The following is a 12,524-nucleotide window of genomic DNA, read 5'->3' on the forward strand; positions in this document are numbered from 1 at the left end:
TGCTAGTCCAGCTTCATTACGCGGACCGCCGAGCCCCCCTTGCTGAAGACCCCTTCCTTCTGGACAACTTCGAGCAGTACCAGCTCGTGCGTGGCCGGTTTGAAGACGAAATCCGCGAGGTAGTTCTGGCTCTGTTTGGTCCTCCAGCGCTCCTCGAGGGAAGAGCCGGTCCAGTTGAAACCGAAGACCGAGTACTTGGAATAGGAGCGGCTGTTGCCGATCACGAAGAACCCGGCATTCTGCGGCACGATCACATCGCCTTCCTTGGTGGTGTAGACGCGTTGGTCCAGGAAGCGCCAGCGCATCTTTTCGAAGGTCCTTTTGATGCTGACATCGTCCTCGCGCTGGAAGTAGGTCTCCGAACCGCCGAAGCGCTCGCTGCTCCTCCAGAGTTCCTCGCCGGCATCGGAGTAGATGATCAGGTAACCGTCCGGGCTGGTGACGACCGGGTAGCTCTTGCCATCCGGGCCGGGCACGCTGTTGTAGTTGTAGATGTTGGCCCAGCGCGGGAGCTTGATCGCTTTCACCTTCTCGATCTTGCCGTCATGCTCGGCAATTTCGTAAAGGTCGCCGTAGAAATCGTCAGTCAGGCTCATCTCCTGGGCGTACATCTTCAGCGGACCGCCGTCCAAGGCAATGGCGCGGAACATGTACGGGAGCTTTTCGGCTACAAGCTTCAGCTTGCCGTCCTGGTAGCTGAAGATCTGGGAAGAGGGGGCCTCACCGTCGATGATGGTGACGAAAACGCGGGGTTTGCCAGCCTGGTCCGGGCCGAGGGTGTCGATGGCGATCACCTTGCCGCGCTTGGTCAGTTGAACCTCCGCGAGAAGCTTCAGGGTCTTTTCCTGGCGGTACAGGCGCAGGGCGTGGGCCTCGGCCACGAAGTACTCGCGCCCCTGGGGGCCTTCAGAGGCGATGGCAATCCCCTCCTGGGCGTTGGGAAGGCGCTGGCTCACCCAAAGGGTGCTGCCGATGATGCCGGGCTCGCCCTGTTGCTGCTGGGCGCCAGCACCCAATGGTGCCTGGACCACCGGGGCCGGAGCCTGTACGGCTGCAGGGGCCTTTGCCGCCTGGAAGTTCTGCGCGATACCGGTTTTCAGTTTGCCGGCGATGCGGCTCAACGCGGGAATCAGTTCGTCCTGGCTCTCGCCCTGCTCGAAAACGGTGGTGAGGGTGCGCTCGCCCTGCTTGGCGACCACGTCGAGGCTGAACACCTTGCCGAGCTGGGTGTAGTTGCCCTGAACCACCACCTCGGCTTCCTGGGTGCTGGCCACCGGAAGGACAGACTCCGAGGCGATGCGCGAGGCAAGCAGGGTCTGCAGGGTTTTCTTCAGGGATCCGTTGTCAGTGGGGGTAACCGCAAACTCGGCGACGTAGGCCTTGATAGGTGCAGCGGAGGCCAGTGAGGGAATCAAAGAGACGCAAACAAGGAGGAAGACGGCAGCCAAAGATCGTTTCATTGTTGCTCCGCTTACAGTGAGATTTTCGAACGGCCGATTATCGCAGAGCAACCTGGTTAAGTCAAAAGTTTTCGTCGTTTTTTGAAGCTGTAACTGTAGCTTACATTGTCATACGAGTTATTCTGAGGGCTAGATACTGAGGGGTGCCGGTCTAGGAAGACGTTCTTGGAATATCGGTTCTGGATGGAGGCTCGGATCTGCAACACAAAGGGCGAACCCTGTGCGGCAGTTCGCCCTTTGCTGTCGGTTCTCGGGAGTAAATTTCACTTGCCGGGGCGCTCCAAGGTCTTGAGCAACTCCTGGGTCTCGGTCAGTTTTACCTGCAGTTTTCTCAGCTCCTCCGGTGAGTAGGCCCGGGTTCCTTTCCTGATCTCCTTGTCGAGCCGGTGCATCCTGCGGTAGATGTCGTCGACCTGGTCGGTGCAGTTGCGCGAGGCCAGCATGCACTCGTCTTTTTGGCTCTGCTGCTGGGCGTAGGCGGCGCTGCCGGCGAGCAGAAAAGCGGCGGTGCTGAGGGTCATGGCGAGTCTGGTCATTGCGGTGGCTCCTTTGTCCGGTGGGAATCCTGCCTAGTTACCGCCCCCAAGTTCCATGTCCTTCAGAAAATCCTGGGTTTCCTGAAGTTTGTCTCTCAGCTTCTGGAGTTCGGCAGGGGTGTACGCCTTGGTTCCCTTCTTGATTTCCTTGTCCAGCTTGTGCATCCGCTTGTAGATGTCGTCGACCTGTGCAGTGCAGTTTTTCGAGGCAAGCAGGCATTCGTCTTTCTGGGCTTTGGTCATCTCGGCAAAGGCCGGGACGCTGGACAGCATGAAAACTGCTGCAGTTGCTGCGAGTAGCATACGTTTCATTGTTCTCTCCTTTACGGCAGAAATGTTAATAAGGTTATATTAAATCAGCCTTTTGTTTTCTGTCAATAGGATGAGGAACAGAGGCAGAGTGACGTGTAATGTCAGGCGGTGCCAGGATTTTGAGAGCAACGAGCGCGGAGGGGGAAGTTAGAGGCGTAACTGTGACTGGCGGTAATCCGTTTGTGGCTGCACAGTGTGAGGATGTTGGCAAACGGGGGGATTGGTGAGCGAACCTGCTGGGGAGAGGCATGTTGGAACATGAAAAAAGGCGAACCGCAGAGGGTTCGCCTTTTTTTTGATGCGTCCGGCAACTTCCGCCCGAAGGGAGGCCCTTCGGGCGGGGTGCGGAATTAAAATGCGTAGCTCAGTACTGCGCGAGCGGTGTACGGGTCCTTCATGCCGGTTCCGTTGTAGTAGTTGCCCAGAACAACGTAGGCACCCTGCACGCTGGCGGTCAGGTTGTCGTAGAGTTTGTAGCCGGTCTCTACGTTAAGCTCGGCGCCCATCAGGTTGCTGCGGCCCTTAACCGGCTTGACTGCGCCGTTGGCGTTGCTGGTAATCTGGTCGTTGAGGGAAAGAGTCCTGTTCTCGGCAGCCCAGAGTACACCAGCGTTGACGCTGGCGTAGGCTTTCGGGGTGATGTTGGCGTCATAGCCCGCGCTCAGCAGGATCATACCCTGGTTGTTGTTGTTGGTGGTGGATGCCAGCTGACGATCGGTGGTGGTACCCTGAGCCGCTGCGTTCCTGTTCAACAGCATCATGCCGGAGTCATTGTAGGTGTTCAGCGAACCGGTACCGGCGGAAGCGATGGTGTTCACACCGTTGGTGGTCATCTGCAGGCTCTGCCATGCTTTGTTCTTGTTGGCGTCGCGGCCGTCGTCGCCGGAGGTGTACAGACCGGCAACCTTGGCGGTGCCCGGGCCCACTTTCACGCGAGCGGTGACGTTGGCGGCGATAGCGGACAGGTCGATGGCCTGGCCGGTAGCGTTGAGGGAGCCACTAGCTACGGAGGTTACGCCCGAACGGTTGGAGATGACGCCGAGCTGGCCGGCGATGAAGCCGCTCACGTTGACAGCGCCGAAGGTAGCGTCAGCGTTCACACCCAGGGTGTGGTCCAGCATGGTGGCGAAGTTGTCGCGGTAGTCGAACATGCCGTAGTAGTTGGCGCCCACAGCGATGTCCTTGGTTACGTTGTACTTACCTTCCAAGATAACGAGGTCGAGATTGTTGACGCCCATCTTGATGCCGCCGGTAGCGCCAGCATCGCCTTCGTAGCCACGGAAGTAGCCCAGGTTAACTTTAGCATTGGAGCCGAGTTTGGTGGAGGTGTAGATACCCGCTGCGTCAACATCGAACAGAACACCTTTGAGGGAGTCCTTGATTGCCTGGGTGCCGACTTTCACGTTGGTCGGAACGCCCGGGATGTTGAAATCGAGGTGTACCCACTTGGTCTCGAGGTTCACTGCATCGGTATCAAGCGCACCACCGGAGTTCCTGAAGGCGGTAGTGTTGAGGCTGGTGGCAGTTGCCGAAGAAAGGGTGCCCTGGGACTTGTCGCCGAACACGGAGTCGATCTCGAAGGCAACGACCAGCTTCAGGTCGTCGTTTGCTTTGGCGTTGTAGAACAGGCGGGCGCGCTGCTCGAAGTAGTTCATAGCCGAGGTGGTGGTGCCGGATTTGAACACGTTGCCGGAGCTTGCGTTGTCGATGTTCGACACAAAGTACTTCATCTTGTACATGCCGTGGAATTCGTTTTCCAGCGCCATTGCCGGTACTGCGGTTCCTGCGATTGCACCGATTGCGGTCAGCGCGAGCAGAGTCTTCTTGAAGCTCATGGTTTACCTCCTGGGTTGATGGTCAGCTACGATTTAATTGCAATAGCCCGTTTTTGATTTTCCATACACGGACTGTATGGACAGCGTCGGCTGCTTGGAAAAAGGCCCTCGCTCCCTCTATTTCGCAGTTAGGGAGAACACGAGAGCCTAAAGTTTGTTAGCGGTTATTCATCAACGTTCGGCAACCTCGCGGGCAACAAGGGAGCTGCACACGTCAAAGAATGTAAATGGAATTTCAAACCAATGTTATAGAATTGGCGCCAATATATAAACTTTCGGACAAAAGTCAACAAAAAAATCAAGCTACACCTACTTGTAACATCCTTCGGCGTGTTTCATCCGCAGATTTCGGTGAGCACTCCGCCGCTGCTTTTGGGATGTATGAAGGCTATTTTTGCACCGTGAGCGCCTTCGCGCGGAACCTCGTCGATCATCCGGGTGCCGCCTGCCTTGAGCTGGGCAATCGCCTGGGCGACATCGGGAACGCTGTAGGCTACGTGGTGCACGCCGGGCCCGTTTTTCTCGAGGAACTTGGCGACCGGGCTGTCGGGAGAGGTAGGTTCGAGAAGCTCGATCTTCGATTCTCCGATAACCAGGAACGCCACGTTCACTTTCTGGCTGGGAACTTCTTCGGTTCCCTTGAGAACCATGCCCAGAGAATCCCGGTAAAAGGGAACAGCCTCTTCGATGGAGTTAACAGCTATGCCAATGTGATTTATCTTGGTGAGCATGTTGAAGTCCTTTTTGACTCATAGGCTTTCCCCAGCAAGAGGATAAAGCAAAACCAGTTAAATGCAAGTCTTAATGCGACTTTTTTCTGATCCAAGGGTTTCTTGCAGGATTCAGTCACCCGTCTGAGCCTCGTTAATGGGTGTCTAAGGCATTAGAAAATAAAAGAAATAAAAAAAGAGCTGCTCCGTGCGAGTGCAACGACTAAGTCACTGCAGTAGATGGGAAAAATCACCCTACTGACATGAACTTCATCATTGCAGTGTCACGAGCAGCTCTTTGTTGGGTGTCTGCTACAGTACTACAGTCTCGCGGTGTACTCCGAACACTTCACGCATTACGTTGGCGATCTCGCCAAGCGTCGCGTAGCTCTTTACGGCATCGAGAATGTACGGCATCAGGTTCTCAGAGCCGCGTGCGGCCACCTCCAATGCCTTGAGCGTCGCGGCGACTTTCTGCGCGTCCCGGCCCGCCTTCATCTTGGCGAGCGCCCCCTTCTGGTTCAGCTCGACCTCTTCCTTCACCTTCAAGAGCCCCTCGGGCGCCTTCTCCGCGATGGTGAACTTGTTGACCCCGACGATGATGGTCTCGTTCTTCTCGATGGAGCGCTGGTAGGCGTAGGCAGAGTCCTGGATCTCCTTTTGCTGGAAACCACGGGAAATCGCCTCGACGGCACCCCCCAGGGAGTCGATCTTGTTGATGTAGGCCATGGCCTGTTCCTCGATCTTGTCGGTGAGCGACTCGACCAGGAAGGAACCGGCCAGGGGGTCGATGGAGTCGGCGACGCCCGATTCGTAGGCGATCACCTGCTGGGTTCTCAGCGCGATGCGCACCGAGTCCTCGGTGGGAAGCGCGAGCGCCTCGTCGCGCGAGTTGGTGTGCAGCGACTGGGTGCCGCCCAAGACCGCGGCCAGCGCCTGCAGGGTGACGCGCATGATGTTGTTGTCGGGCTGCTGCGCGGTGAGGGTGCACCCGGCGGTCTGGGTGTGGAAGCGCAGCATCTGGGAGCGCGGGTCCTTCGCCTTGAAACGGTCGCGCATGATCTTGCCCCACATGCGGCGGGCGGCGCGGAACTTGGCCACCTCCTCAAGGAGGTCGTTATGGGCGTTGAAGAAGAAGGCCAGGCGCGGCGCAAACTCGTCGACGTCGAGCCCCGCCTTGATGGCAGCTTCCACATAGGCGATCCCGTCGGCCAAGGTGAAGGCGACTTCCTGCACCGCCGAGGAGCCGGCCTCGCGGATGTGGTAGCCCGAGATGGAGATGGTATTCCACTTGGGGACGTTGTCCTTGCAGTAGGCGAAGATGTCGGTGATGATGCGCATCGACTCCTTGGGGGGGTAGATGTAGGTGCCGCGCGCCATGTACTCCTTCAGGATGTCGTTTTGGATGGTCCCCGAGATCTGGTCTGGCGTCACCCCCTGCTTCTCGGCAACCGCGATGTACATGGCCAAAAGGATCGAGGCGGTGGAGTTGATGGTCATCGAGGTGGAGACCTTGTCCAGCGGGATCCCGTCGAAAAGGACTTCCATGTCCGCCAGGGAGTCGATGGCGACCCCCACCTTGCCGACTTCGCCGCGGCTCATGGAGGCGTCGGAGTCGTACCCCATCTGGGTCGGGAGGTCGAACGCGATGGAAAGACCGGTCTGGCCGGCGGACAAGAGGTATTTGTAGCGCTCGTTGGACTCCTTTGCGTTACCAAAACCGGCGTACTGGCGCATGGTCCAGAAACGGCCGCGGTACATGGTCGGCTGCACCCCGCGGGTGAACGGGAACTGGCCGGGGAAGCCGAGCTTCTCGCCGTACCCGGGATACTCGAAGGAGGGGTTGTAGCAGCGCTCCAGCTCGATGTCCGAGCTGTTTCGGAACGAGTGTTTGCGCTCCGGCGCCTTGGCGATGCTCTTCTCGACGGCTTTTTGCCATGCCTGCTGCTGTTCGGATGTGCTCATCGTGTTCTCCTGGCCTTTGAAGTGGCGCTCCTGCGCTGACAGATGAAGGTGGCAACGTGCAGATCGAGGGGAACGCTCCGCTACCGGATTATTTTTTTCTTATCCTTGGCCCCTCGAGGGAATAAAATAACGGGTTTATCTGTTTTATTTTTAAAATGTCGATCTAAAATGCAGAATACAATGATTCCGGATGGTTGTAAAGTTGCCTTGGGCGACTTGGAGCGCGCCACGTTTTATTTTTGAAAAACCGCTGAAATGCTGATCTGGTCGATAAAACAGAAAATGCCTGTAACGTGCTGTTTTGCCAATGTTTAAGCGAAATTTTTGCTTGATTATTGTCGAGGCGATCTGTATTTTTTAAAACAAAAAAAGCGAACTGCAAGCCTCATGAGGCTCAACAAGGAGAAAGCCATGCAATGCCCCGTCTGCAAGAACCACGATAACGAAAGTACCGATCTGCGCTTCAACGGCTTCAGCGAGGGCCTGGTGGAGTGCCGTGTCTGCGGTACCACCTGGTCTGTGCACCACGGCATGATGGCCATCGTGAAAGATCCCAACGCAGATTCTTTCCTCGAGGCGCTCTCCGAGTCCGTCGAGGGTGACAACTTCTGCTTCGCCGCCGCCTAACCATTTAGCCGGCGCCGCACCCCGAAAGGGGGATTCCAGCTAACGACGAGGGCTCCAGATGTAGATCTGGAGCCCATTTTGCGTTCGGAGTCCTGAATCTCCCCCTCCCTCGCGTTCGGAGGAAGGGGGCCTTTGTCTCCCGTTAGACGGCTGCTGCGCCCAACGACTCGGCCGCGGGTTTCGCCTTCTTCGCGGCCGGGGGCGCTGCGGCTACCGGTTCGTAGAGTACCGCCTGCAGGTACTTCGAGGTGACGGTGCGCTTCTCTTTCTCGAGGGCCGCGGTATCCACCTCGACGAACACCTCGTCCGGGGTGACCTTGAAGAGCGGCTGTCCCTTGGATACGATGGTCCCGTCGCCGGAGGTCATGATGATCTTGTCGATGGTCCCCGAGAAGGGGGCGTAGACCTTGTTGAACATCTTCATTACCTCGATGATGTAGAGCGGCTGCCCTTTCTCGAAGTGCATCCCCTCGGTGACGAACGGGGGCATCCCCGGGGCCTCCTGGCCGTAGTACATGCCGCCGCACACCGCGACGATCTCGTCGGCCTTGGTGGCCGGCGGCGGGACCAGCACCTTCTTCATGCGGGCCTGCAGGTCGGCATCGGTCAAGTACTCGGGGATGGTGATCTCCAGATCCTCTTCAACCTTGAGGTCCCAGAACTTGGTGTGGAACCCGACCTGGAACAGGATGCCCAAGAGCTCGAGGCCGGCCTCGTAGCCGAAGTGTGCGGACCGGATCTGCTGCCACATCGCGGCGTCGAAGCCACCCTGCGGCTCCTCGTTGGCCAGGATCCCGGTCAGGGTGTGGTACTCGTCGCGCGCCAGCCCGAAGTGCTCGCGGATGGTCCTGGAGAAGCGCAGCGCCTGCTGCAGGAGTTCGTTGTCGTGGTTCCAGATCATCTCGGCCGCCGGCTTGTGCGGGCGGAAGTTCATGTGCAGGTAGTCGTAAGTCTCCGCCAGAACGCCCACCGGGTTCCTGAGCCAGACTACCTTGCCGTTCTCCTCCAAGCGGAAGTTCTTGATGTTCATGGACAGCCAGCCGGAGAGGAGGTGCGGGTCGTTCAAGAGCCGCTCGATGGGGCGGGTGATCAGGGTCCCCTTGCGGTCCAAAAGGGTCGACATGTTCTTCACTTCCTTCGCCGCCACCTCGGGCTGGTCGGCATAGGCGTCGCCGATCAGCTTGGTGTAGTGCTTCTTCATCTGCAGGAAGGCGTAGACCGGGTCGATCTTGTTGGCGGTATCTTTCAGGAGCCCGACCAGGGTGAGGTAGGGGACCACGAAACGGGTGGTCGGTTTCGCCATCACGTTGCGGCCCAGGAACCAGTTCACCAGGCCGTAGTGGAACTCGAGGTTGGTGGCCAGGTCGGTACCGCGGATAACCGCGGACTGGATCACGTCGCTCATCCGCTCGTAGCTGTCGCGGCGGTCCTCGCCCTTGGTGAGCAGGAGCGCGATGTTGGAGTCGTAGGCGCCGGCCACCCGGTACTTGACGAAGAGGCCGGTGTCAGGGTTCACCATGGAGATCCCCTGGTCGTCGCGGATCTCGCCGTCGATCGGCTTGGACCAGTAGCGGATCATGCCGCCGGCGTGGGGGGAGAGGGAGGCGTCGGTGGCGTTCAGACGGGCCTCGACGGAGGCGTTGAAGCGCACGATGCGCTCCGGGCGCGGCAGGCGCTCCTTGTGGCGCGCCAAAAGTGCCATGGCCTCGACCAGGCTCTCCACCACGAAGAAGTCGTTGGCATCGTCCGGGTTCACGAACTTGAGCACGTAGCAGAGCTCGGTGACCCGGTGCTCCACCTGGATCCTGGTGTTCACCTCCATGAAGTAGTGGCGGTCGCGGTCCACGATGCACTCGAAGGTGGAGGCGGAGTCGAGGCCGACGGCCTTGCCGAAACGCTCGCTCTCCTCTTCCATCCTCTTGAGGACCTTGAGGTCGCTCTCCAGAGCTTTCACCTCGGCGTCCTTGCCGGCGGCGCGGGCGCGCTCGATCTCGGTCATGAGCCCTTCCTGGGTGACCGAAACCTCGAGGAGTTTCTGCTCGTGCATCTGCAGCGAGCAGTCGCGGCCGCCCAGGGCGATGCACCACTGGCCGTTACCCAGAAGCTGGATCTCGTTGTGGCGGGTCTGCTCGATGTTCAACTCGACGAGGACGTTTTTGTTGTCGCCGATGCCGTTGGCCTTCACCTCGTTCAGGATCTCGCGCACCAGGCCCGGGGCCTCGGAGGCCTCCTTCTTGATGAGCGCCTCGTCGGCGTTCTTGGCGTGCAAAAGCCCAGCCCCCAGGAGGCGCTGCCCCTTGCCGCCACCGCCGCCGATCGCTTTGAGGCGCACGCGGGAGTTCGGGTACTTCTTGAACATCGCCTCGCACTCGGCCTGCACCTGCGCGCAGAGCTCCTCGATGGAGAAGAGGTCGACGCCGCGCTCGTAGGAGGCGTAGAGGATGTGGTCGGCGAGTTCCTCGAGCGAGAGCTTCGTGTCGCCGAGCACCGCCGGGTCGCACTTGAGGCCGTCCGAGGTGGCGAGCGCCAGGAGCTTTTCGCGGGTCGGGTGCTTCTTCACCAGGGTGCGGGCGGTGACGTTGTCGATACCCGGGGTGACCGAGACGTTCACGGAGAGCGCGGTGCGCTTCGCCTCGTCCTTCTTGCCGGCGCCGGACTGGGTGGCCGAGCAGGGGCCGATGAACTTGAGCCCGGCCTTCTCGATGGCAGCGACGAACTCGTCGTCCTCAGCCATGAAGCCGTAGCCGGCGAAGATGGAGTCGTAGCCGTTATCTATCGCGATGGAGATGATCTGGTGGATACGCTCGACGCGCTCCTCTTTCGATGCTCCGGTGTAGTCGGGTACCCGGTGTACGCGGCGGGAGTCGGTGAGGGTCCTAAGCTCCGGCGCGAGCGCGTTCGGGTAGACGATGGAGTCCTTCTCGGACAAGAGGATGCCGAAGTGGGTGATTCCCATCTCCGCGTAGACGTCCATCGCCTCCTTGCGGATCGGTCCGCGGCAGACGATGAGCGGTTTGAGGTCCTCGCAGGAGAACGAGGCGACCCATTTCGAGGTCGAGGTGCCCAGCCGGCGGTCCCGGTGGATCAGGGGATTCTTGGTGTAGCTGCCTAAGGTGTGTGCCATTGGTCTCTATCTCCGAAATTGAAATCAATAAGGTTTAGGTTGAGGAAAGGCCTCGTGGAGAGGGCGCTTTCCGGCAGGTGAGATAAAACTCGACCTGCCTCTGCCTTCTTAATGGAACTCGCGCTGTACGCCGCCCATGGGGCCCGGCTTGTAGTGGCGCAGGAAGAAGTTCAGGTTCTCGCCCAGTACCTTCCTGAGATCGGTCGGCATGACCAGCGAGGAGATGGAGCCAAGGCTTAGGGCCTCTTTCGGGTTCATCAGCTCTCTTTCGTAACGGGTGTTGAGGAGCGCCTCCTCGGCGCGCAGCCACTCGGCGGCTTCCTTCTCGGCGTCGAGCTTGGCGGCCTCCGGCTTAACCCCCGCGTCGATGCGCTCCTGGGTGCCGCGCTTGACGCGCTCCATGACGGCGCTGCGCACCTTCCTCAGCTCGTCCTTGTAGACGAACTCCTTCCCGGCCGGGCCCATGACGGCGAGGCGGGTGGTGGGGAGCGCCAGTACCAGGTCGGCACCGGTCGGGTAGTTGTTGTAGGAGGCGTAGGCGCCGCCGTAGGCGTTCCTGAGGATCAAGAGGATGCGCGGGGTGCGGATGTCGACGATGGAGTCGAGCATGGCGCGGCCGGCGTGCACGATGCCGCGCGCTTCCTGCTCGCGGCCCGGCAGGAAGCCGGTGGTGTCCTCCATGAAGATGATGGGGATGTTGTAGATGTTGCAGAAGCGGTTGAAGCGGGCGATCTTGAAGGCAGCGTCGCAGTCGATCTGGCCGGAGTCGACGGCCGAGTTGTTGGCCACGAAGCCGACCACGTTGCCGTCCAGGCGGCCGAAGGCGGTGATGACGTTGCGGGCGCGGTCGCGCTGCATCTCGAAGTAATCGCCGTGGTCGCAGATCTGCTGGATGATGATGGAGACGTCGAACGGGGTGTTGAAACCGGTCGGCGAGTTGAAGGCCTTCTTAAGGAGCGTGTTGATCTCCCAGGTCTTGCGGTCCAGGGGGTCTGTGGTCTCCTGGTAGCGCGGCATCACGGAGTTGTTGTCCGGGATGTAGTTCAAAAGCTGCACCGCCATCCGGAGCGCACCCACCTCGTCCTCGCAGGTGAGGTCCGCGACGCCGGACATGCCGTGCACCTGCGGGCCGCCCAGCTCTTCCGGGGTGACGTCCTCGCCGAGCACGCTCTTAACGACGCCCGGGCCGGTCAGGCCGAAGAAGGTGTCCTTCGGCTGGATCACGAAGCTCCCCTGGCGCGGGAGATAGGAGCCGCCCCCGGCGTTGAAGCCGAACATGCACATGATGGAGGGGACCACGCCGGAGATCTTCCTGAGCGCGGTGAAGGCCTCGGCGTAGCCGTCCAGGCCGCCCACGCCGGCCGGCACGAAGGCGCCTGCCGAGTCGTTCATGCCGATGACCGGGATGCCGTTCTCGCCGGCCATCTGGAACAGGCGGGCCAGCTTGTTGCCGTTGGTGGCGTCCATGGAGCCGGCGCGCACCGTGAAGTCGTGGCCGTAGAGGGCCACGTCGCGGCCGTGGATGTTGAGGATGCCGGTAACCAGCGACGCGCCGTCCAGGTTCTTGCCCCAGTTCTGGTACAGGATGTTGGGATCCTCTTCCGTCAGGACGCGGATCCTCTCCCAGACCGTCATGCGCTTTTTGAAATGCTGTTTTTCGATCTGGTCGATGGAGACCGACTTGATGGGGCGCTGGATCAGGTCGTAACCCGCCTTCATCGCCTCCTCGTAGCCGCCCGTGGCGCGCGCGATCTCGCCCGGGATGTTGAATTCGACCTTTTCGGCCTGGTCAAAGGGGTTCTGCAGCGAGGGCTTGATCATCGTATTAGACATTTCGGCCATCCTTCCGGTAGTTGGGATTTTTCTGCACAGACTGCTGAGCGAAACACGTCATTACCTTCCTCCCCTAAAAAGTCATACTGACAAAGTTTCAGTAGTTTATCTCTCAGATTTAC

At 59.7% G+C, this 12,524-nt stretch carries 9 protein-coding genes; 1 reads left to right on the plus strand and 8 read right to left on the minus strand.

All coding sequences use genetic code 11. The features are described 5' to 3' along the window. Positions 1-2: 2 nt before the first annotated feature. The 6 genes from GMST_RS10505 to GMST_RS10530 form a co-directional block, all read right to left on the minus strand. Complete coding sequence (locus tag GMST_RS10505) at positions 3-1,460, minus strand: hypothetical protein (protein WP_183354600.1); 1,458 nt, start codon at positions 1,458-1,460, stop codon at positions 3-5. Between the two features lie 263 nt (positions 1,461-1,723). Then, on the minus strand, positions 1,724-1,996 hold the full coding sequence (locus GMST_RS10510) for a hypothetical protein (protein ID WP_183354601.1): 273 nt from the start codon (positions 1,994-1,996) through the stop codon (positions 1,724-1,726). A 33-nt stretch (positions 1,997-2,029) separates the two neighbouring features. Further along, positions 2,030-2,308: a hypothetical protein gene (locus GMST_RS10515; protein WP_183354602.1), complete on the minus strand. Its 279-nt coding sequence runs from the start codon at positions 2,306-2,308 to the stop codon at positions 2,030-2,032. Positions 2,309-2,658: 350 nt separating this feature from the next. Further along, positions 2,659-4,143, minus strand: a complete 1,485-nt coding sequence (locus GMST_RS10520) for a hypothetical protein (RefSeq protein WP_183354603.1) — start codon at positions 4,141-4,143, stop codon at positions 2,659-2,661. A 335-nt stretch (positions 4,144-4,478) separates the two neighbouring features. Then, entirely contained in the window at positions 4,479-4,874 is a 396-nt protein-coding gene (gene mce, locus GMST_RS10525; RefSeq protein WP_183354604.1) for a methylmalonyl-CoA epimerase, read from the minus strand. 291 nt (positions 4,875-5,165) lie between these two features. Continuing rightward, positions 5,166-6,818: an acyl-CoA mutase large subunit family protein gene (locus tag GMST_RS10530; protein WP_183354605.1), complete on the minus strand. Its 1,653-nt coding sequence runs from the start codon at positions 6,816-6,818 to the stop codon at positions 5,166-5,168. A gap of 411 nt (positions 6,819-7,229) precedes the next feature. Between GMST_RS10530 and GMST_RS10535 the strand changes: the two genes are divergently transcribed. Then, complete coding sequence (locus GMST_RS10535; RefSeq protein WP_183354606.1) at positions 7,230-7,445, plus strand: hypothetical protein; 216 nt, start codon at positions 7,230-7,232, stop codon at positions 7,443-7,445. A 142-nt stretch (positions 7,446-7,587) separates the two neighbouring features. Here the strand turns inward: GMST_RS10535 and GMST_RS10540 are convergent, their stop codons facing one another. Both GMST_RS10540 and GMST_RS10545 read right to left on the minus strand, forming a co-directional pair. Next, the gene (locus GMST_RS10540; protein WP_183354607.1) at positions 7,588-10,569 is read right to left on the minus strand and encodes an ATP-binding protein; all 2,982 of its coding nucleotides are present in this window, start codon (positions 10,567-10,569) and stop codon (positions 7,588-7,590) included. A gap of 108 nt (positions 10,570-10,677) precedes the next feature. Then, positions 10,678-12,402 carry an acyl-CoA carboxylase subunit beta gene (locus tag GMST_RS10545; protein WP_183354608.1) on the minus strand — a complete coding sequence of 575 codons (1,725 nt, stop codon included), beginning with the start codon at positions 12,400-12,402 and terminating at the stop codon, positions 10,678-10,680. Positions 12,403-12,524 lie beyond the last annotated feature (122 nt).

The sequence above is a fragment of the Geomonas silvestris genome (assembly GCF_014193515.1).
In the GTDB taxonomy this organism is placed as follows: domain Bacteria; phylum Desulfobacterota; class Desulfuromonadia; order Geobacterales; family Geobacteraceae; genus Geomonas; species Geomonas silvestris.

Coding starts and splice junctions, on each gene's coding strand:
- GMST_RS10505 (WP_183354600.1), bottom strand. CDS start 1,460: ATGAAACGATCTTTGGCTGCCGTCTTCCTCCTTGTTTGCGTCTCTTTG.
- GMST_RS10510 (WP_183354601.1), bottom strand. CDS start 1,996: ATGACCAGACTCGCCATGACCCTCAGCACCGCCGCTTTTCTGCTCGCC.
- GMST_RS10515 (WP_183354602.1), bottom strand. CDS start 2,308: ATGAAACGTATGCTACTCGCAGCAACTGCAGCAGTTTTCATGCTGTCC.
- GMST_RS10520 (WP_183354603.1), bottom strand. CDS start 4,143: ATGAGCTTCAAGAAGACTCTGCTCGCGCTGACCGCAATCGGTGCAATC.
- mce (WP_183354604.1), bottom strand. CDS start 4,874: ATGCTCACCAAGATAAATCACATTGGCATAGCTGTTAACTCCATCGAA.
- GMST_RS10530 (WP_183354605.1), bottom strand. CDS start 6,818: ATGAGCACATCCGAACAGCAGCAGGCATGGCAAAAAGCCGTCGAGAAG.
- GMST_RS10535 (WP_183354606.1), top strand. CDS start 7,230: ATGCAATGCCCCGTCTGCAAGAACCACGATAACGAAAGTACCGATCTG.
- GMST_RS10540 (WP_183354607.1), bottom strand. CDS start 10,569: ATGGCACACACCTTAGGCAGCTACACCAAGAATCCCCTGATCCACCGG.
- GMST_RS10545 (WP_183354608.1), bottom strand. CDS start 12,402: ATGTCTAATACGATGATCAAGCCCTCGCTGCAGAACCCCTTTGACCAG.